At 69.1% G+C, this 20,793-nt stretch carries 18 protein-coding genes; 15 read left to right on the plus strand and 3 right to left on the minus strand.

Annotated elements, in window-relative coordinates; translation table 11 throughout:
- The first annotated feature begins 20 nt into the window (after positions 1–20).
- The 5 genes from OHT57_RS32555 (at position 21) to OHT57_RS32575 (ending at position 7,026) form a co-directional block, all read left to right on the plus strand.
- Complete coding sequence (locus OHT57_RS32555) at positions 21–1,814, plus strand: ABC transporter substrate-binding protein (protein WP_328750287.1); 1,794 nt, start codon at positions 21–23, stop codon at positions 1,812–1,814.
- Between the two features lie 98 nt (positions 1,815–1,912).
- Positions 1,913–2,890: an ABC transporter permease gene (locus tag OHT57_RS32560; protein ID WP_328750288.1), complete on the plus strand. Its 978-nt coding sequence runs from the start codon at positions 1,913–1,915 to the stop codon at positions 2,888–2,890.
- Positions 2,891–2,905: 15 nt separating this feature from the next.
- Positions 2,906–3,967 carry an ABC transporter ATP-binding protein gene (locus OHT57_RS32565; protein ID WP_328750289.1) on the plus strand — a complete coding sequence of 354 codons (1,062 nt, stop codon included), beginning with the start codon at positions 2,906–2,908 and terminating at the stop codon, positions 3,965–3,967.
- Positions 3,968–3,981: 14 nt separating this feature from the next.
- Positions 3,982–5,115, plus strand: a complete 1,134-nt coding sequence (locus tag OHT57_RS32570; RefSeq protein WP_328750290.1) for an ABC transporter ATP-binding protein — start codon at positions 3,982–3,984, stop codon at positions 5,113–5,115.
- A gap of 270 nt (positions 5,116–5,385) precedes the next feature.
- The gene (locus OHT57_RS32575) at positions 5,386–7,026 is read left to right on the plus strand and encodes a peptide ABC transporter substrate-binding protein (protein ID WP_328750291.1); all 1,641 of its coding nucleotides are present in this window, start codon (positions 5,386–5,388) and stop codon (positions 7,024–7,026) included.
- Between the two features lie 16 nt (positions 7,027–7,042).
- On the opposite strand, the gene OHT57_RS32580 is transcribed toward OHT57_RS32575, so the two are convergent.
- Together OHT57_RS32580 and OHT57_RS32585 are read right to left on the minus strand one after the other, a co-directional pair.
- Positions 7,043–7,666 (minus strand): hypothetical protein, encoded by a 624-nt coding sequence (locus OHT57_RS32580; protein ID WP_328750292.1) that lies wholly within the window; start codon positions 7,664–7,666, stop codon positions 7,043–7,045.
- 11 nt (positions 7,667–7,677) lie between these two features.
- Positions 7,678–8,046: a hypothetical protein gene (locus tag OHT57_RS32585; protein WP_328750293.1), complete on the minus strand. Its 369-nt coding sequence runs from the start codon at positions 8,044–8,046 to the stop codon at positions 7,678–7,680.
- A gap of 242 nt (positions 8,047–8,288) precedes the next feature.
- Here OHT57_RS32585 and OHT57_RS32590 point away from each other — a divergent pair, with 242 nt between their 5' ends.
- From OHT57_RS32590 to OHT57_RS32605, 4 genes are all read left to right on the plus strand, one after another.
- The gene (locus OHT57_RS32590) at positions 8,289–9,212 is read left to right on the plus strand and encodes an ABC transporter permease (protein WP_328750294.1); all 924 of its coding nucleotides are present in this window, start codon (positions 8,289–8,291) and stop codon (positions 9,210–9,212) included.
- Positions 9,205–10,197 carry an ABC transporter permease gene (locus tag OHT57_RS32595; protein ID WP_328750295.1) on the plus strand — a complete coding sequence of 331 codons (993 nt, stop codon included), beginning with the start codon at positions 9,205–9,207 and terminating at the stop codon, positions 10,195–10,197. Before OHT57_RS32590 ends, OHT57_RS32595 begins: the two co-directional genes overlap by 8 nt.
- Positions 10,198–10,378: 181 nt before the next feature.
- Positions 10,379–11,371, plus strand: a complete 993-nt coding sequence (locus OHT57_RS32600) for an ABC transporter ATP-binding protein (RefSeq protein WP_328750296.1) — start codon at positions 10,379–10,381, stop codon at positions 11,369–11,371.
- Positions 11,364–12,401, plus strand: coding sequence for an ABC transporter ATP-binding protein (locus tag OHT57_RS32605; RefSeq protein WP_328750297.1), 1,038 nt, complete (start codon positions 11,364–11,366; stop codon positions 12,399–12,401). Before OHT57_RS32600 ends, OHT57_RS32605 begins: the two co-directional genes overlap by 8 nt.
- 122 nt (positions 12,402–12,523) lie before the next feature.
- Here the strand turns inward: OHT57_RS32605 and OHT57_RS32610 are convergent, their stop codons facing one another.
- Complete coding sequence (locus OHT57_RS32610; RefSeq protein WP_328750298.1) at positions 12,524–14,644, minus strand: S9 family peptidase; 2,121 nt, start codon at positions 14,642–14,644, stop codon at positions 12,524–12,526.
- Between the two features lie 179 nt (positions 14,645–14,823).
- Here OHT57_RS32610 and OHT57_RS32615 point away from each other — a divergent pair, with 179 nt between their 5' ends.
- The 6 genes from OHT57_RS32615 (at position 14,824) to OHT57_RS32640 (ending at position 20,791) form a co-directional block, all read left to right on the plus strand.
- Positions 14,824–15,018, plus strand: coding sequence for a hypothetical protein (locus OHT57_RS32615; protein ID WP_328750299.1), 195 nt, complete (start codon positions 14,824–14,826; stop codon positions 15,016–15,018).
- A 67-nt stretch (positions 15,019–15,085) separates the two neighbouring features.
- Complete coding sequence (gene mshB / locus OHT57_RS32620) at positions 15,086–15,943, plus strand: N-acetyl-1-D-myo-inositol-2-amino-2-deoxy-alpha-D-glucopyranoside deacetylase (protein WP_328750300.1); 858 nt, start codon at positions 15,086–15,088, stop codon at positions 15,941–15,943.
- Positions 15,940–16,350 carry a DUF6113 family protein gene (locus tag OHT57_RS32625; protein ID WP_328750301.1) on the plus strand — a complete coding sequence of 137 codons (411 nt, stop codon included), beginning with the start codon at positions 15,940–15,942 and terminating at the stop codon, positions 16,348–16,350. The genes mshB and OHT57_RS32625 overlap by 4 nt, the downstream gene beginning before the upstream one ends.
- A gap of 195 nt (positions 16,351–16,545) precedes the next feature.
- The gene (locus OHT57_RS32630) at positions 16,546–19,032 is read left to right on the plus strand and encodes a hypothetical protein (protein WP_443053510.1); all 2,487 of its coding nucleotides are present in this window, start codon (positions 16,546–16,548) and stop codon (positions 19,030–19,032) included.
- Positions 19,033–19,142: 110 nt separating this feature from the next.
- The gene (locus OHT57_RS32635; RefSeq protein ID WP_328750303.1) at positions 19,143–20,054 is read left to right on the plus strand and encodes an ABC transporter ATP-binding protein; all 912 of its coding nucleotides are present in this window, start codon (positions 19,143–19,145) and stop codon (positions 20,052–20,054) included.
- A complete protein-coding gene (locus OHT57_RS32640) occupies positions 20,051–20,791 on the plus strand; it encodes an ABC transporter permease (protein WP_328750304.1) in 741 nt (246 codons plus the stop codon). The genes OHT57_RS32635 and OHT57_RS32640 overlap by 4 nt, the downstream gene beginning before the upstream one ends.
- Positions 20,792–20,793: the final 2 nt, after the last annotated feature.

Consider the following 20,793-nt stretch of genomic DNA (forward strand, 5'->3'; position numbering starts at 1 on the left):
GACAGGTAGGTATTCGCCAAATGAAGCCCATCAGCTCGCGCAGAGCGCGCGCCGTAATCGTCGCCCTTGCAGCCGGTTCCCTGGCTCTCACGGCCTGCTCCAAGAACGAGGGCGGCGGCTCCGGTACCGACTCGAAGAAGGACCAGAGCGAAGCCTCGGTCCAGTCGAAGGCGGTCACCTACGCCGACGCCGCGGGGTCGACGGGTCCTGCCGAGGACGTCACGGGCGCCAAGGCCGGCGGCACGATCAACGTCTACCAGGAGGCGGGCCTCTCGCACCTGGACCCGGGCCAGATCTACGTCTCCGACGCCGGTCAGGTCGCCAACCTGCTCTTCCGTCGCCTGACCCAGTTCAAGGAGGACGGCAAGGGCGGCGTCTCGGTCGTCGGTGACCTCGCGACCGACTCGGGCAAGTCCTCGGACGGCGGCAAGACCTGGACCTTCACGCTGAAGGACGGCATCAAGGACCAGAACGGCAACGCGATCACGTCCGCCGACGTGCGCCACACCGTCGAGCGTCAGTACGCGAGCTTCATCTTCGACGGCCCGACCTACCTGCAGACCTGGCTGAGCGGCGCGGAGTACCGCAAGGCGCTCCCGGACGGCGGCTTCGGCAAGAAGCACCTGCCGTCCTCGGTCCTGGACACCCCGGACGGCAAGACGGTCGTCTTCCACTTCGACACCGCGCGTCCTGACCTGCCGCAGACCCTGGCCATGGCCGGTTACGCCATCGTCCCGGCGAAGACGGACACGAAGGCGGCGTACGACAAGGCCCCGGTCGCCACCGGCCCGTACAAGATCGCCTCGAACAAGGTCGGCAAGGAACTCGTTCTCACGAAGAACACCAACTGGGACCCGAAGACCGACTCGGTCCGTCACCAGTACGCGAACAGCTTCGACTTCCAGTTCGGCGTCACCGAGTCGACCCAGACCAAGCGTCTGATCGCCGACCAGGGTGAGGACAAGAGCGCCATCCAGCTCACCGGCGGCGTCGAGGCCACGCAGATCCAGGACGTCATCGGCAACCCGGCCGTCAGCAAGCGCACGGTCAAGGGCTACCAGCCCTACGTCATGCAGCTGACGTTCAACCTGACCCGCGTGAAGGACCTGAAGGTCCGCCAGGCCATCACGTACGCGGTCAACTCCAAGTCGCTCATCGCCGGTGAGGGTGGCGCGTACGGCGGCGACGTGGCGCCGAACTACTTCGCCCCGACCCTGCCGGGCTACGAGGCGAGCTACGACCCGTACGGCCGTCTGAAGACGCCGCAGGGCAACATCGCGAAGGCCAAGGAGATCCTCAAGGGCGTTCCGGCGGCCGAGAAGAAGGTCGTCTTCGCCTACTCCAACAGCGAGGCCGGCCAGAAGCGCAAGGTCGCCATCGAGGACGCCCTGACCAAGGTCGGCTTCGACGTGGTGTCCAAGGAGGTCGACTCCGCGAGCTACTACGAGCAGATCGGCAAGCTCAACAACCCGTACGACCTGTACATCTCGGGCTGGGGCCAGGACTGGCCGTCGGCGGGCACGGTGATCACGCCCATCTACGACGGTACCCAGGTCGCCGACGGCTCCTCGAACTACTCCCACGTCAAGGACCCCAAGGTCGACGCGCTGATCAAGCAGGCCCTCTCCGAGGACCCGACCGCGGCCGCCAAGACCTGGAAGGAAGCCCAGCACTACCTGCTGGAGAAGGTCCTCCCGGCTGCTCCGCTCTGGTACACCAAGCAGTTCCAGCTCTCCGGGTCGAACATCGGCGGTGCCCGCTACGGCTCGGTGTCCAGCCTCATCGACATCACCCGTCTGTACGTGAAGTCGTAACTCTCTACGGCTGATCGCGGGGGCGCGCACCAGGCGGAGCGCGCCCCCGCACCTCCGTGAAACCTTCCACCGTCTCCGCAGAGAGCAGCCCTCCCGCCATGTTTCAGTTCATCATCCGGCGCACAGTCGGTGCCCTGGTCACCCTCTTCCTCATCGGCGCCGCCACGTTCTTCCTGTTCGTCGCCGCGCCCTCCGACTACGCCTCCCTGGCCTGTGGCAAGGACTGCTCGCCCGCGAGACTGGAGGACATCCGCCAGGCACTCGGCCTCAACCTGCCCATCCATCAGCAGTTCTGGGACTTCATGTCCGGAATCGTGATGGGCCGCGACTACCCGACCGGGCACTGCAGCGCGCCCTGCCTCGGTCAGTCGTTCTACTCGGGCGACATGGTCTGGTCGACGATCATGGACCGCTTCCCGACGACCCTCACGCTCACCGCGGGCGGTGCGATCGTCTTCGTCATCGTGGGTGTCGGCGCCGGCATGATCTCCGCGTACAAGCGCGGCACGCTGATCGACAGGGTCGCCACCGGCGTGTCCATGGTGCTCAGTTCGTTCCAGATCTACGTGCTCGGACCGATCGTCCTGCTGATCTTCGTCTACAGCACCGGCTGGATGGACAACCCGCAGTACCACCCGATCACCCAGGACCCCTGGAAGTGGTTCACCGGCTTGCTGCTGCCCACGCTGGTGATGGCGACCATCTTCACCGCGCAGTACACGCGTATGGCGCGCTCCTCGATGATCGAACAGCTCGCGGAGGAGCACGTCCGCACCGCCCGCGCCAAGGGCATGTCGAACAAGTACGTGTTCTTCCGCTACGCCTGGCGCGGTTCGATGATCCCGATCGTCACGGTCCTCGGCATCGACATCAGCTCGATGCTCGGCGGCGCCGTGGTCACCGAGCTGACCTTCTCGCTCCAGGGGATCGGCCGTCTCGCCGTGGACGGCGCGGTCCACAAGGACCTGCCGCTCACCATGGGTGTCATGCTGTTCGGTGCCTTCTTCATCCTGATCGTCAACATGCTCACCGACATCGCGTACGCCTACATCGACCCGCGCGTCCGGCTCTCCTAGGAAGAACGAACCACCGTGACCACACTGACCAAGACCGAGGACGCGCCGGCCCCGACCGGTCCGGAGAGCTTCCTCTCGGTGCGTGATCTGAAGGTGCAGTTCTCCACCGAGGACGGCATCGTCAAGGCGGTCGACGGCCTCTCCTTCGACGTCGAGCGCGGCAAGACTCTGGGCATCGTCGGCGAGTCCGGCTCCGGGAAGTCCGTCACCAACCTGACGATCCTGGGCCTGCACAACCCCCGCACCAGCTCCGTCGACGGCGAGATCGTCCTCGACGGCAAGGAGCTGGTCACGGCCACGGAGCGGGAGCTGGAGCAGCTCCGCGGCAACAAGATGGCGATGATCTTCCAGGACCCGCTGACCGCGCTGTCGCCGTTCTACACGGTGGGCCGTCAGCTGGCCGAGCCGTTCATGAAGCACCGGGGCGCCTCCAAGAAGGAGGCCAAGGACCGTGCCGTCCAGTTGCTGGAGAAGGTCGGCATCCCCCAGCCCAAGCAGCGCTACGACGACTACCCGCACCAGTTCTCCGGCGGTATGCGCCAGCGCGCGATGATCGCCATGGCGCTGATGTGCGACCCCGACCTGCTGATCGCCGACGAGCCCACCACCGCGCTGGATGTCACCGTGCAGGCCCAGATCCTGGACCTGCTCAAGGACCTCCAGCAGGAGTTCGGCTCCGCGATCATCTTCATCACGCACGACCTCGGCGTCATCTCGAACATGGCCGACGACCTGCTGGTGATGTACGCGGGCCGGGCCGTGGAGCGCGGCTCCGTCCGGGAGGTCCTGGGCGCGCCCAAGCACCCCTACACCTGGGGCCTGCTGAGCTCCATGCCCCGCCTGGACGGTGACATCAACGAGGCGCTGGAGCCGATCCCCGGCTCGCCGCCCTCGCTGCTCAACCCGCCCTCCGGCTGCCCGTTCCACCCGCGGTGCGCCTTCAAGGACGAGGTGCCGGGCACGCTGTGCACCGACTCCCGTCCGACGCTGGGCGAGGGGCGCGCCTCCGCGTGCCATCTGACGGCCGAGCAGAAGCAGTCCATCTTCATCGACAAGATCCAGCCCCGGCTGCGCTAGGGAGATCCCGAGACATGAGCGACAACCTCACCCTCCCCACCCAGCAGGGTTCCACCGGTACCTCGACCGAAGAACTCCTCAAGGTCGAGGGCCTGACGAAGCACTTCCCGATCTACGGCGGCTTCCCGATCAAACGGAAAGTCGGCGCCGTCCAGGCGGTCGACGGGGTCGACCTGACGGTCGGCGTCGGCGAGAGCGTCGGCCTGGTCGGCGAGTCCGGCTGCGGCAAGTCGACGACCGGCCGGCTGATCACGCGGCTCCTGGAGCCGACGGCCGGCAAGATCACCTACTCCGGTCAGGACATCACGCACGCCTCGCGCCGTCAGCTGGCGCCGGTGCGGTCCGAGATCCAGATGATCTTCCAGGACCCGTACTCCTCGCTGAACCCGCGGCAGACCGTCGGCACGATCATCAAGTCGCCGATGGAGGTCAACGGGATCGAGCCGGAGGGCGGCCGGGAGACGCGGGTCCGCGAACTCCTGGAGCTGGTCGGCCTCAACCCCGAGCACTACAACCGCTTCCCGCACGAGTTCTCCGGCGGCCAGCGTCAGCGCATCGGCGTGGCCCGGGCGCTGGCCCTGCAGCCCAAGCTGATCGTGGCGGACGAGCCGGTCTCCGCACTGGACGTGTCGATCCAGGCGCAGGTCGTGAACCTGCTCAAGAAGGTCCAGGACGAGCTGGGCATCGCGTTCCTGTTCATCGCGCACGACCTTGCGGTGGTACGGCACTTCTCGCAGCGGGTCGCGGTCATGTACCTCGGCAAGATCGTCGAGGTGGGCGACCGGGAGTCGATCTACAACCGGCCCCGGCACCCGTACACGCACGCCCTGCTCTCCGCGGTGCCCGAGGTCGACATCGACGGCACGGGCGCCAGCCGCGAGCGGATCCGCCTCTCCGGAGACGTCCCCTCGCCGATCCTCCCGCCGTCCGGCTGCCGCTTCCGCACCCGCTGCTGGAAGGCGCAGGACAAGTGCGCCACGGACGAGCCCCCGCTGGTCCAGATCTCCGGCAACCTGACCGGCCACCTCACGGCCTGCCACTTCCCGGAGGACCCGACCATCGAGGCCCGTGACGAGGACGTGATCATGGACCCGGCTCTGAGGGCCCTGGAGGACGCGACGGAGTCCGACACCCCGGCCGAGGACTGACAACCCGGCACGACCCCTGACCGGGGGCGGAGGCGAATGCCTCCGCCCCCGGCGGCCGTTCCGCCCTGCTGCCTTGCTCCACCTACGCCCGGCCCGCCTGCGCGTGGCGCATCGGTACGTCGCACCCCGGCCCGCGGCGCGTGACCCACCATCACCCTCGCCCGCCCGCACATGCACCGACGCCTGCCTCCAAAGGCCTAGCCAGACGTGCAGAATGCCCCTCTTTTCTTGATATTGGCCGGTAACGGATCAGTCTTGAGGAGGCACTCCATGCGTGGAGCCACGCAGGCCGGATGGGCCGCATGCGCGGCGGTGGTAGCCCTCGCGGCGACGGCCTGCGGTGGTGCGGACAGCGGGGGCAGCAGCGGCGGCGGTGACGGCAGCGCGACGCTGAGCTCCTCCTGGGGCGACCCGCAGAACCCGCTGGAGCCGGCCAACACCAACGAGGTGCAGGGCGGCAAGGTCCTCAACATGATCTTCCGCAGCCTCAAGAAGTACAACCCGCAGACCGGCAAGGCCGAGGACATGCTCGCGGAGAAGATCGAGACGGCCGACTCGCAGAACTTCACGATCACACTCAAGGACGGCTGGACCTTCAGCAACGGTGAGAAGGTCACCGCGAAGTCGTTCGTGGACGCCTGGAACTACGGGGCCTCCCTCAAGAACAACCAGAAGAACGCCTACTTCTTCGGCTACATCGACGGGTACGACAAGACGCACCCGGAGGACGGCGGCAAGCAGACCGCCGACACCCTCTCCGGACTGAAGGTCACCGGCACCGACACCTTCACCGTCAAGCTCAACCAGAAGTTCTCCACGTTCCCCGACACCCTCGGCTACCCGGCCTACGCCCCGCTCCCGCAGGCGTTCTTCACGGACCACGCGGCCTGGCTGAAGAAGCCCGTCGGCAACGGGCCGTACACCATCGAGTCGTACGCCAAGGGCTCGCAGATGGCCCTGAAGAAGTGGGACGCCTACCCCGGTGCGGACAAGGCCCGGAACGGCGGTGTGACGCTCAAGGTCTACACCGACAACAACACCGCCTACACCGACCTGATGGCGGGCAACCTCGACCTGCTGGACGACGTCCCGGCCGCGCAGCTCAAGAACGTCGGGAGCGACCTCGGCGGCCGGTACCTCAACACCCCCGCGGGCATCATCCAGACCCTCGCCTTCCCGTTCTACGACAAGAAGTGGAACACCGCCGGGATGGAGAAGGTCCGCACGGGCCTGTCCCGGGCGATCAACCGTGACCAGATCACCGAGACGATCTTCCAGAAGACCCGCACCCCGGCCACCGACTGGACCTCCCCGGTCCTCGGCGAGGAGGGCGGCTTCAAGGACGGTCTGTGCGGGGACGCCTGCGACTACGACCCCGCCGCGGCCAAGAAGCTCGTCAAGGAGGGCGGCGGCATCCCCGGCGGCCAGGTCAAGATCACGTACAACGCGGACACCGGCTCCCACAAGCAGTGGATCGACGCGGTCTGCAACTCCATCAACAACGCGCTCGACAACGACAAGGCGTGCGTCGGCAACCCGGTCGGCACCTTCGCCGACTTCCGCAGCCAGATCACCGCGAAGAAGATGAGCGGCCCCTTCCGGGCGGGCTGGCAGATGGACTACCCGCTCATCCAGAACTTCCTCCAGCCGCTCTACTACACCAACGCCTCCTCCAACGACGGCAAGTGGTCCAACAAGGACTTCGACCGGCTCGTGAACGAGGCCAACGCCGAGACCGACACCGGCAAGGCCGTCGAGAAGTTCCAGGAGGCCGAGAAGGTCGTACGGGACAACATGGCCGCCATCCCGCTCTGGTACCAGAACGGCAGCGCAGGCTACTCGGAGCGGCTCTCGAACGTGAAGCTCGACCCGTTCAGCGTGCCCGTCTACAACGAGATCAAGGTCGGCTAGCCCGGGGGTTTCCCCCTCAGGAGGTGCGTACCGCGGGACTGTCCCCGGGGCAGCGCAACTTCAGGGCGAGCTCCGCCGGTTCGCTGTCGGGGTTGTCCCGTGCCGGTGCCAGGCAGTCGATCAGTCCCACGGTCAGGGAGCGAGGATCCCAGGTGGCGACATGTCCCGTCCCCCGGTCCGCGCCGGCGCCGTCCGCAGTGCAGCGGTACCGGTAGGTCGCAGTGACCGCCTCCAGCCCCTGGAAGTAGACGGCCTCGGCGCCCTTGGCCCGGAACGTCACCTCCGCCTTTCTCGCCAGCCGGGCAGTCGAGGTGCCGGGCGCGGCGAGCGGCGTGCGGGTCCTCTCACGCAGGGCGGTCAGCACCTCGGAACGGGAGGGCGCGTTCCGGCTGCCCGTGACGGTCACCTCCGAGGTCATGGGTTTGTACGGTTTCGCCCGGATCTCCAGGGTGTCGCCGCGTCTCACTCTCGCCAGGTCGTCGAGCGTGATCAGGCGCCACGACCGGGAGATGTCCCATTCGAAGGCCGCGGTGCAGGGCGAGGACCGCCCGGGGTCGCCGATGCCCGAGAGCGGCGACCGGGACGAGCAGGCCGCGGCGGTCACGACGACACAGACCGTCGTGACCGCCGCGACGCGCACCCGGTGGGCCGTCAGGTGACGCCGCCCTTGTCCATGCAGCCACCCTTGGAAGGCTGCCAGTGGGTCACTTCGAGCTGCACCTTCTGGCCCTCGGGGCGGTCGAAGTCGTAGGTCTTGTCCTTCTCGCGCCCCTCCATGTTCCAGTGCCAGGTCAGGACGATCTTGGTGCCCGAGTAGAAGTTCGCGTAGAAGTCGACGTTGTCCTTGCTGTCGTTCCACTGCAGCACCTTTTCGCTGCTCGCCGTGAAGGTCATTCCGGCGCGGTCCCCGTTGTCCGGGTTCATGTGGGTGACGTACGAGTCACGTCCCCCCTTGTCGTTCGGACTGGCGGAACTGGCGTGATGACACGTCCACTGGTCGCCGTCCACGGCCTGGGCCAATTAATTCCCTGTGCGTCAATCATGAATATGTGAATGGTGGTCAATTCCGCTGACGGGTAAGGGAATTCGGTACTGAAGCGCCCGTCCGGACGAACGGCATGTGCGGACCCGACCCGAAAGGCGGCTTCCGGGATGCGGCCCTCGTCGCCATGGGGTGTATTTGTCCCGAGGTGTCTCCAGTCGGCCCTGAGGAGGGAATCGGTGCTCACATCACCGTGCCGTGCCGATCTGCGGAGGGCCGCATGGGCAGCTATGTGATCCGTCGACTGCTCCAGATGATTCCGGTGTTCTTCGGAAGCACCTTCCTCATCTTCTTCATGGTCTATTCGCTCGGCGACCCCGTGGCAGCCCTCTTCGGGGACCGGGCACCGGACCCCGCCACCGCGGCACGCATCCGTGCGGAGCTCCACCTCGACCAACCGCTGTGGAAGCAATACCTGCACTACATGGGCCAGTTGTTCCAGGGTGATTTCGGTACGGCCTTCAACGGGCAGAAGGTCACGGAGCTGATGTCCGACGCCTACCCCGTCACCCTGCGGCTCACCCTCGTCGCCATCGTGATCGAACTGGTCGTGGGCGTCACCCTGGGCGTGCTCAGCGGGCTTCGCAGGGGCCGGCTCGTGGACAGCGCGACCCTCTTCACCACTCTGCTGGTCATCTCCGTCCCCACGTTCGTCACCGGTTATGTTCTGCAGTTCCTGCTCGGGGTGAAATGGGGAATCGTCCGCCCGACGGTTTCCAGCGACGCACCGCTCGACGAACTCATCGTGCCAGGTGTCGTGTTGGCCATGGTCTCGCTCGCCTATGTGACCCGGTTGACCAGAACCTCCATCGCGGAGAACTCCCGTGCGGACTACGTACGGACCGCCGTGGCCAAAGGGCTTCCCCGACACCGTGTCATCACCCGTCATCTGTTGCGGAATTCACTGATCCCGGTCGTCACCTTCATCGGCACGGACGTCGGTGCGCTGATGGGCGGTGCCGTCGTCACCGAGACCATTTTCAACATTCATGGAGTCGGATTTCAGATCTATCAAGGGATCCTGCGCAACAACGCCCCCACCGTCGTCGGCTTCGTGACGGTCCTGGTAATCGTCTTCCTGTTGGCGAACCTGGTGGTCGACCTGTTGTACGCGGTTCTCGACCCGAGGATTCGCTATGTCTGAACCCCAGGACCCCCGGGAGGCGATCGCGGCCACCGGCACCGGCGGCGCGATGGATCTCGCGCTCAGCGAGGCGACATCCCTCTCCGCACCGCCGGAAGCACCGCCGCGCGTCCCGCCGGACGGATCGGCGAGGGAGGCGAAGCCACGCAGTCTCTGGTCGGACGCGTGGCATCAGCTGCGGCGCAACCCGGTCTTCATCGTGTCCGCGCTGCTCATCGTCTTCCTGGTGCTCATCTCGATCTGGCCCTCGCTGATCGCCTCGGGCAACCCGCTCTCCTGCGACCTCGCCAAGTCCCAGCAGGGTTCGGCTCCGGGCCACCTCTTCGGATTCGACACCCAGGGCTGTGACGTCTACACCCGCACCGTCCACGGGGCCCGAGCCTCGATGACGGTGGGTGTCTGCGCCACCCTGGGAGTCGCTCTTCTGGGCAGCGTGCTGGGCGGACTCGCCGGCTTCTACGGCGGCTGGTGGGACGCGCTGCTGTCCCGTGTCACCGACATCTTCTTCGGTATCCCGGTTCTGCTCGGCGGACTGGTCTTCCTCTCGGTCGTCACCGGCACCACCGTCTGGCCGGTGGTGGGCTTCATCGTCCTGCTGGGCTGGCCCCAGGTGGCGCGCATCGCGCGAGGGTCGGTCCTGACGGCCAAGGAGAACGACTACGTCCAGGCGGCCCGGGCCCTGGGAGCCGGCAGCGGCCGACTGCTGCTGCGGCACGTCGCCCCCAACGCCGTCGCGCCGGTAATCGTCGTCGCGACCATCGCTCTGGGCACCTACATCTCGCTGGAAGCGACGCTGTCGTTCCTCGGTGTGGGGCTGCGGCCGCCCACCGTCTCCTGGGGCATCGACATCGCCTCGGCCGCCCAGCAGATCCGCAGCGCCCCCCACATGCTCCTGTGGCCGGCCGGCGCGCTGAGCATCACCGTCCTCGCCTTCATCATGCTCGGCGACGCGGTCCGCGACGCCCTCGACCCGAAGCTGCGGTGAGCGGACGTGGTGGTGAACGGGCAGGTCAGGTGTGGTGGAGCCGGACGGGCGGGCCGGGACCGTGCGGCCTGCCTTCGGCGAAGGGCCGGGCAGCACCGCGGCAGGCGCCGCCCGCCCCGCACGCTCTCCCACCCTGCGGCCCGGTCCGCGACACCCCGACCCGAAGCTGAGGTGAGCCGCCGTGCTGCTGGAAGTACGTGACCTGCACGTGGAGTTCCGGACCCGGGACGGGGTCGCCAAGGCCGTCAACGGGGTCGACTACGCCGTGGACGCGGGGGAGACCCTCGCGGTGCTCGGGGAGTCCGGGTCCGGGAAGTCGGTGACCGCGCAGGCCGTCATGGGGATCCTCGACATGCCTCCCGGGCGGATCACCGGCGGCGAGATCCTCTTCCAGGGCAAGGACCTGCTCACGCTGAAGGAGGAGGAGCGGCGGAAGGTCCGCGGCGCCGAGATGGCGATGATCTTCCAGGACGCGCTGTCCTCGCTCAATCCCGTGCTGAGCGTCGGCGACCAGCTCGGCGAGATGTTCGTCGTGCACCGGGGCATGTCGAAGAAGGACGCGCGGGCCAAGGCCGTCGAGCTCATGGACCACGTCCGCATCCCGGCCGCCAAGGAGCGGGTGCGGGACTATCCGCACCAGTTCTCCGGCGGTATGCGCCAGCGCATCATGATCGCGATGGCGCTCGCGCTGGAACCCGCGCTGATCATCGCCGACGAGCCGACGACCGCGCTGGACGTCACCGTCCAGGCCCAGGTCATGGACCTGCTCGCGGAACTGCAGCGCGAGTACCGCATGGGGCTCGTCCTCATCACCCACGACCTCGGCGTGGTGGCGGACGTGGCCGACCGGATCGCCGTCATGTACGCCGGGCGGATCGTCGAACAGGCTCCCGTCCACGACATCTACAAGACGCCCGCCCACCCCTACACGCGAGGACTTCTCGACTCCATCCCCCGTCTCGACCAGAAGGGGCAGGAGCTGTACGCGATCAAGGGGTTGCCGCCCAACTTGACGCACATCCCCGCGGGTTGCGCGTTCAACCCCCGGTGCCCGATGGCTCAGGACGTGTGCCGTACGGACGTACCACCTCTGTACGAGGTTGACGGTATTGACGGTGTTGACGGCCGCCGGACGAGTGCCTGCCACTTCTGGAGGGAGTGCCTCAATGGTTGAGCCGATCCTGGAAGTGAGTGGACTGGTCAAGCACTACCCGTTGACCCAGGGCATCCTGTTCAAGAAGCAGGTCGGTGCCGTCAAGGCTGTCGACGGTGTGGACTTCGCCCTCGGCAGGGGAGAGACCCTCGGCATCGTCGGGGAGTCCGGCTGCGGCAAGTCGACCGTTGCCAAGATGCTCGTCAACCTGGAACGGCCGACGGCCGGATCGATCAAGTACAGGGGCGAGGACATCACCAAGCTGTCCGGCAAGGCGCTCAAGTCGGTCCGCCGCAACATCCAGATGGTGTTCCAGGACCCCTACACCTCCCTCAACCCCCGCATGACGGTCGGCGACATCATCGGGGAGCCCTACGACATCCACCCCGAGGTGGCCCCCAGGGGTGAGCGCCGCAAGAAGGTCCAGGACCTGCTGGACGTCGTCGGGCTCAACCCCGAGTACATCAACCGCTATCCGCACCAGTTCTCCGGCGGCCAGCGCCAGCGCATCGGCATCGCCCGCGGCCTGGCCCTGCGCCCGGAGGTCATCGTCGCCGACGAACCGGTCTCCGCCCTCGACGTCTCCGTCCAGGCCCAGGTGATCAACCTCCTCGACCGTCTGCAGAGCGAGTTCGAGCTGTCGTACCTGTTCATCGCGCACGACCTGTCGATCGTCCGGCACATCTCGGACCGGGTCGGGGTGATGTACCTCGGGCGGATCGTCGAGATCGGCAGGGACGCCGAGATCTACGATCATCCGACGCACCCCTACACCCAGGCGCTGCTGTCCGCCGTGCCGGTGCCCGACCCCGAGGCCAGGGAGCACCGGGAGCGGATCATCCTCACGGGAGACGTCCCGTCCCCGACGAACATTCCGTCCGGGTGCCGCTTCCGCACCCGCTGCTGGAAGGCCGAGGAGCGCTGTGAGCTGGAGGTCCCCCTGCTGGCGGTGCCGGCGGAGTTCCGGTCGTCGAGCGGGCCCGCCGCGCACGACTCGGCCTGTCACTTCGCGGAAGAGAAGCAGGTCGTCCGGGCCGAGGGGCCGGAGTAACACGGAGGCAACTTGGCCGACCCGTTTCCGATATACGGACGCGTCAGGCTGAGGAACGTACGGCCGTGCGGGTGCCGTAAACGGGCCGGAGCGCGCCATGTCGCTCCGGCCCGTTGCCGTGCCTAGGCCATCCCCAACGACCGCTTCAGGAAGTCCAGCTGGAGCCGCAGCAGGTTCTCGGCGACCGTCTCCTGCGGGGTCATGTGGGTCACCCCGGACAGCGGCAGGACCTCGTGCGGGCGGCCGGCGGCCAGCAGGGCCGAGGACAGGCGCAGGGAGTGGGCGACGACCACGTTGTCGTCCGCCAGCCCGTGGATGATCATCATCGGGCGGTGCGGCTCGACCGCGTCGACCAGTCCCTCGTCGCCGACCAGCGAGTTACGGCGGTAGACCGCGGGCTGCTCCTGCGGGTGGCCGAGGTAGCGCTCCTGGTAGTGGGTGTCGTACAGGCGCAGGTCACTGACCGGGGCGCCCACCACGGCCGCGTGGAAGACGTCGGGCCGGCGCAGCACCGCGAGCGCCGCCAGGTAGCCGCCGAAGGACCAGCCGCGGATCGCGACCCGGGAGAGGTCCAGCGGGAAGTCCTCGGCGAGCGCCTGGAGCGCGTCGGCCTGGTCCTGGAGGACCACCGCCGCGAGGTCGTCCCGGACCGCCTTCTCCCAGGCGGGGGAGCGTCCCGGGGTGCCCCGGCCGTCGGCCACGACCACCGCGAAACCCTGGTCGGCGAACCACTGCGAGGTCAGGTGCGCGTTGTGCGCGGCGACCACCCGCTGCCCGTGCGGACCCCCGTACGGGTCCAGCAAAACCGGAAGCCGGGTGTCACCGGCGTAGTCCTGCGGCAAAAGCACGGCGCACGGGATCTTCCGTGCGCCCCCCTCCGTGAGGGTCACGCGCGGGGTCAAACCGGGATGTTCCGCGTACGACGTGACGGTCGCCGTCTCCTTGCCGTCGCGCAGCACCCGCGCGCGGGTGCCCGGTCGGTCCAGGGTCGCCGACACCAGCACGGTCACGCCCCCCGCGCGCACCGCCGAGTGCACGCCGGGCTCCTGGGACACGCGCTCCATTCCGAGCTCGTTCACCCGGTAGACGTGCACCTCTCCGGTCTCCGGGGCCGCGGCCTCCGCTCCGGCCGACGCCGAGACCAGCACGTCGTCCCGGCCCACGTCCAGAACCGCGCGGACGTGCAACTGTGGTCCGGTCAGCGGGCGTTCGCCGACGGCGAGCACGCGGGCGCCGCCCTCGTCGACGATCCGCACGAGCTGGCCCGAGGGGCTCCAGCAGGGCACACCAGGGAAAAGATCCAGCCAAGTTGGATCTTCGTCCGCGTGCACCATCCGGGTCGCCCCGGTCTCCGGGTCGACCGCGAGAAACAGCTGGCTGCGCTGGTCGCGCGCCTGTACAAGCAGCAGCGGAGCACCCGCCGCTGACCAGTGCACACGAGCCAGATACGGATAGCGCCCGCGGTCCCAGAGGACCTCCGTGCGCGTCCCGTCCAGCGCGATCACGAACAGCCGTACGTCCGCGTTGGCGGTGCCCGCCGCCGGGTACGGGACGTGTTGTGGATCACGCTCCGGATGGGCCGGATCGGAGATCCACCAGCGCTGCACGGGCGTGTCGTCCACCCGCGCGACCAGCAGCCGGTCCGACTCCGGCGACCACCAGAACCCCCGTGAACGGCCCATCTCCTCGGCCGCGACGAACTCCGCCAGGCCCCACGTGACCTGGTCGCCGTCCGCTTCGGCGAGGGCCCGGTCGTCCTCGCCGCCGGCGCCCACGACCCTCAGGGCACCCTGGGCGACGTAGGCGATGTGTCGTCCGTCGGGGGCCGGACGCGGGTCGATCACCGGCCCTCGGACGGGCAGTTCACGTGCCGTGCCGGATCGGAGCCCGGCTGCGAAAAGCCGCCCTGACAACGTGAAAGAGGCCAACTCGACGGCCGCGTCGGTGGCATGGCCGACGATGCCGGCGCCGCCCTCGCGACTGCGCTCGCGGCGGGCCCGCTCCTCGGGAGAGAGCCGCTCCGACGCACCGCCCAGCAGGGCGCGCGGGTCGGCCACCACGCGCTCCTGGCCGTCCGCCGTGTCGAGCACCCACAGCGAACCGGCCTGGTCCGTGCCGGAGTTCGAGCGCAGGAACACGACCCGCGACCCGTCGGGCGCCACGGTGAACGCGCGTGGCGCGCCGAGCGTGAAGCGCTGGGTACGGGCGTGCCGTCGGGGAAAGGAGTCAGGCTCGGTCGTCATGCTCCGACCATATTGGCCATGCGCCCCCTTGTGCGGCCGTGCGCCGACGGATGCGCAGGCCCGGATAGTTATGATCACTACCGCATAGTGGGTATGAACCTGCTGGCTGACGTATGGATTTATCTGCCCCCCTGGTCCGACCCCCCCCGCGTCCCTGGGATCTTTGGAGGTGAACCGCCGTGGCACTCTCGATTTCGGCGGTGGTGCTGCTGGCGATCGTCGTCTTCTTGTTGGTCAAGAAGTCGGGACTGAAGGGCGGGCATGCCGTCGTGTGCATCCTGCTCGGCTTCTATCTCGCCGCCTCTTCGATCGCACCGACGATCAGTGAGCTGACGACCAACATCGCGGGCATGATCGGCAGTATCAAGTTCTGACCCCGCCCCGGCGGCTCCGGCGACCCGGCTGCGCGGGACTGTCGGTGGCTCCTCGTAGGCTGGAGCCATGACGGAACAGCCCGACCGGCGTCTTCTCCTGGTGCACGCGCACCCGGACGACGAGTCGATCAACAACGGCGCGACCATGGCCAGGTACGCGGCCGAGGGCGCCCGGGTGACCCTGGTCACCTGCACCCTCGGCGAACTCGGCGAGGTCATCCCGCCCGGGCTGCGGCATCTGACCGGCGCCGCCCTGGGCGAGCACCGGCGGGGCGAGCTCACCGCGGCCCTGCGCGAACTCGGCGTCGAGGACTTCCGGCTGCTCGGCGGCGTGGGCCGCTACCAGGACTCCGGAATGATGGGCCTCCCGGAGAACGACGACCCGGCCTGCTTCTGGCAAGCCGACGTCGACCAGGCCGCCGCGCTCCTCACCGAGGTGATCCTGGAAGTCCGCCCCCAGGTCCTCGTCACCTACGACGACAACGGCGGCTACGGCCACCCCGACCACATCCAGGCCCACCGCGTCGCCACGCGCGCGGTCGATCTCGCCGCCGAAGCGGGCCTGCGGATCGAGAAGGTCTACTGGAACCGCGTACCGCGCACGGTCGGCGAGCAGGCCTTCAGCCGGCTCCGCACCGACCTGCCCGGCCTCCCCTTCACCAAGGCCGGCGTCCTCGACGACGTACCGGGTGTGGTGGACGACGAGCGGATCACCACGGAGATCGACGGCACGGCGTATGCCGCCGCCAAGAGCGCCGCGATGACCGCGCACGCGACCCAGATCGATGTGTCGGGGGCGTACTTCGCGCTCTCCAACGAACTCGCGCAACCCCTCTTCACCACCGAGTACTACGAATTGGCACGAGGGGAACGCGGGAGCATGAGAGAGACCGACCTGTTCGCCGGGATCGAGGACGCGTCATGAGCGACCGTACGTCGACGCTGGCCCAGCCCCTGCAGCGCCCGTCCGCCGGAAGAGCCGCCGCCTACCTCGGCCTCTTCGTGCTCGGCGCGGTCGTGGGGCTCGCCGGATCGCTGATGCAGGGCAGTTGGTTCCCGGGCGGACTGCTGCTCGCGCTGCTGGGCGAGGCCGGACTGCTGCTCGGCGGAGCACGCGCCGCCGACAGCCGGGCCGGGGCCGTCGCACCGGCCGCCGGCTGGATGGTCGCCGTCATCTTCCTCACCGCCAGCCGTCCGGAAGGCGACTTCGTCTTCGCCGCAGGAAGTGGCTCTTATCTCTTCCTGCTCGGCGGCATGGCTGTGGCTGTGATCTGCGCCACCCTTGGACAGGGGCGGCAACCGAACGGCGGCGCCGTCCGACTTGGCAAGTGACGTACCACTTCTCCATATCGCGGGCGTGCGAGTCCCGTGTGGGTTTCCATGGCGGTCGTGGGATACGGGCCAGAAGTGGCCAGTATGGTGGTGCGCGCCGCCGAGCATCCTCCAGCCCCGAACCACCGGGGCCGGGGGACCCCCACTCGCAGTGAAGGTCGAAACGGGCGGTGGAGCCAACCGGGAGAACCTGCCTTGAGTCGTGAAACTGACAGTCCGTCCTCCGGGCCCAACGGGCGCGGCGGAGCCGCCTACCCCTCGGGTACGCCGCCCTACGGGACGCCCATGGCTTCCGACGGCGGTCCGGACGCGGGCCGTTCGGCCGCGCAGCCGGAGGAGCGCAAGACCGAGACCACGCTGACGACCCGGATTCGGATCAACATCCCCGGATCGCGGCCCATTCCGCCGGTCGTCGTGCGCCAGCCCGTCGGCGAGACGCCGAACTCCGGAGACAGCGCCCCGGTCGCAGAGGTGGCGGAGAGCCCCTCCTCGACCACGGGTACCGTCGCGCTGCCCCCCGAACCGGGCGGGCCCGGCGCCGACGAGAAGACGAGCGACTGGTTCGCGCCCCGCAAGTCCGGCCCCGCCAAGGGCGGTCCGGGCACGGACGCCACCAACGGGGCGGGACTGCCGGTCGGTTCGGGCACGGGTGCGCCGGGTGGCGCGGGTGCAGGTGCGTCCGGTCCCCGTCACGGCGCGCGGCCCGGCAACGGCCGGCCCGGTGGTGTGGTCGGTTCGATGAGCGTGCCGGGCGGCTCTCGCGCCGGCGGTACGAACGGCGCAGGCATCACGGGTGCCACCGGCGGCCCCGTGGCCCCCGGCCATGGCGGCGGCACGGGCTCCTTCGACGTCACGGAAGCCCTGAACGCAGGCCCGCGCGCTGCGGAACCCCGCCGCGACGACCTCCCGTACTTCGCCGAGGACGGCAACGCCCCCGGCGGCCCGCCCGGCGGGAACGGCCAGGGCGGCTTCGGCGGCCTGAACGGGCAGGGAGGCTTCGGCGCGCAGGGCGGCCCCGGGGCCCCCGGCGGGCAGAACGGCCAGATCGACTACGGCGGCGGCTTCGGCGGAGCCCAGGGCCCCGCGGGCCCGACCGGCGGCCCGGTCACGGGTACCGGCCCGGTGGCCCTGCCCCCGGGAGCGGACCCCTTCACCAGGGCCGAGTCCTTCGGCGGCGAGTCCTTCAACGGTTCCGACGGCTTCGGCACCCAAGGCGGCCAGGGCACTCAAGGCGGCCAGGGCGGTCAGGGCGGTCAGGGCACCCACGCCGGCCGAGGCGGTGCCAGCGGCCCGGCCGGCCCCCGTGGCAACCGCGGCCAGGGTGGCCTCGGCGTTACCGGCGCCCCGGGCGCCTTCGGCGGCGCAGGAGGCCCCGGTGCCCCCGGCATCTCCGGCGGCCAGGCCGCTCCGGGGGGCCCCGGCACCCTCGGTCGCCCCGGAGGCCCTGGTGGCCCCGGCGCACCCACGCCCGGCGGTGTCCCCGGCGCCGGCCTCGGCCCCGGCGGCGGTCTGAGCGACGACACCGCGATCCTCACCCCGCAGAAGCCGGCCCCCGGACCGGGCGTCCCCGGCTACGGCGCCCAGGACAACGTCTCCGGGCACACCGTCACCAGCGGCATCCCGGTCGTGCCCCCCGGCGCACAGGGACAGGTCACCGACGGCCCGCACACGGCCCCGAAGCTGCCCGACACCGCGTCGCAGGACGCGCCGGCCGCCTCGTCGAAGAAGAAAAAGAAGAAGAAGGGCCGCAGCAAGCTGGCGCTGGTCGGCGGCACCGTGGTCCTCCTCGGTGTCTGTGCCTACGGCGCGGGCCTGTTGATGAACCGGTCCGACGTGCCCAAGGGCACCACCGTGCTCGGCGTCGACATCGGCGGCGGCACCCGGGACGACGCCGTCAAGAAGCTCGACGACGCCTTCGGCGACCGGGTCAGCGAGGCGCTGAAGCTGTCGGTCGGCGGCGACACCGTCTCGCTCAAGCCGGACCAGGCGGGACTCCAGCTCGACGACCAGGCCACGGTCGCCGCGGCCGCCAAGAGCGACTACAACCCGGTCTCGGTCATCGGCTCCCTCTTCGGCAACCACCGGATCGTCGACCCCGTCATGCCCGTCGACGAGGAGAAGCTCCAGGCGGCCCTCAAGGACGTCTCCGGCGGCTCCGGCTCGGCCACCGACGGCACGATCAAGTTCCAGAACGGCAAGGCCGTCGCCGTGTACGGCAAGGTGGGCAAGGGCATCGACGTCCCCGGGTCGACCACCGCGGTCGAGGAGGCGTACCGCACCCAGGTGGAGACCGGCACCGCCGGCGCGGTGACGCTGCCCACGACCACCAGGCAGCCGACTATCTCGAACGCCGAGGTCGACCGGATGATGACGGAGTTCGCGAAGCCCGCGATGTCCGAGCGCGTCACCATTCAGACCGATGCCGCGCACAGCATCCAGTTCGGCTCGCTCTCCCTGCCGAAGATCCTCGGATTCAAGGCGGTCGACGGCAAGCTCGTGGAGACGTACGACCTCGAAGCGCTCAAGGCGGCATACGGCGCCACCTTCGACGGCGTGAAGATCAACGGCGCGAGCGGGAAGCGTGACGTCCTGCCGCAGGACGTGGCCTCCGCACTGGGCAAGGCGCTGCGCGGCAAGACGGCGGCCCAGCGGATCGGCGTCATCGACGTCAACCCGAGCTGACCGACCCGCGTAAACCGGCACCGGAGTGCCGCCCGACATGACATCTGTCATGCGGCACTCCGGACGGCCGACACTGCTCGCGGACGCCCCCGCGAAGCCATCATGGCCGTATGACAACGACAGCCGCGGTGGTCGCGTTCGACCAGGTGAGCAAGGCATACGGCGAGGTACGGGCCGTGGACGGACTGTCCCTGACCCTGCGTCCGGGGGAGACCGTGGCGCTGCTGGGCCCCAACGGCGCCGGCAAGTCGACCACTCTCGACCTGCTGCTCGGTCTCAAGCAGCCCGACAGCGGCACGGTCCGCCTCTTCGGCACCACCCCGCGTGAGGCGATCGTCGCCGGGCGTGTGGGCGCGATGCTCCAGAGCGGCGGCCTGATGGACGAGGTCACCGTCACCGAGCTGGTGAAGCTCGCCTGCGCCCTGCACCCGAAGCCGTACCCGGTGAGCGAGGTCCTCGCCCGGGCCGGTGTCGGGCAGATCGCCGACCGCAAGGTCAACAAGCTCTCCGGCGGCCAGGCCCAGCGCGTCCGCTTCGCCCTCGCCACGGCCGGCGACAGCGACCTGATCGTCCTGGACGAGCCGACGACCGGCATGGACGTCACCACCCGCCAGGCCTTCTGGGCGACCATGCGCGAACAGGCCGACCAGGGCCGTACGGTCCTCTTCGCCACCCACTACCTCGAAGAGGCCGACGCCATCGCCGACCGGGTGCTGGTGCTGCACCGGGGCCGGCTCCTTGCCGACGGCACCGCCGCCGAGATCAAGGCCAAGGCGGGTGCCCGGCGGATCGCCTTCGACCTGGAGGGCACGATCGACGAGGCGCCCCTGCGCGCGCTGCCGTTCCTCAACTCCGTCGACATCAGCGGCCAGACCGTCCGCATCCAGTCCACCGACGCCGACGCGACCGTCCACGCCCTCTACGGCCTCGGCGTCTACCCCCGCAACCTCGAAGTCGCCGGGCTCGGCCTGGAGCAGGCCTTCGTCGCCATCACCGAGGCCGAGGAGGCCAAGCAGTCATGAACAGCCTGATCAAGCTGGAGCTCGCCCGCGCCCTGCGCAACCGCAAGTTCCTGTTCTTCTCGGTGATGTACCCGTCGCTGCTGTTCCTGATCATCGCGGGCGGCTCCGGGTCCACCGACAAGGTCGACGGCACCGGCCTGACCGTCGCGACCTACATGATGGTCTCGATGGCCTCCTTCGGCGCCCTGACCGCCGTCCTGATGGGCAACAGCGAGCGCATCGCGAAGGAGCGGGAGGGCGGCTGGGTACGGCAGTTGAGGCTGACCACGCTCCCGGGCCGCGGCTATGTCCTCGCCAAGACGGCGAGCGCCGCCGTGGTGAGCCTGCCCTCGATCGTGGTCGTGTTCGTCGTCGCCGCGGCCGTGAAGGACGTACGCCTGGACGCCTGGCAGTGGCTCGCCCTCACCGGCGCGATCTGGGCCGGGAGCCTGGTCTTCGCCGCGCTCGGCGTGGCCATCGGCTACCTCGCGACCGGGGACGCGGTCCGCCCGATCACGATGATCACCTACTTCGGCCTGTCGATACTGGGCGGCCTGTGGATGCCGACGACGACCTTCCCGCAGTGGCTGCAGGACATCGCCAAGTGGCTGCCCACGCACGCGTACGCTGCCCTCGGGCGCGCCATCGAGCAGAGCCGTGCCCCGCACGCACAGGACATCGCCATCCTGGCCGTCTACTTCGTCCTGTTCGCGGGCGGCGCGGCCTGGCTGTACCGGAAGGACACGTTGAAGGCGTGAGC

The sequence above is a fragment of the Streptomyces sp. NBC_00285 genome (assembly GCF_036174265.1).
Lineage (GTDB): Bacteria > Actinomycetota > Actinomycetes > Streptomycetales > Streptomycetaceae > Streptomyces.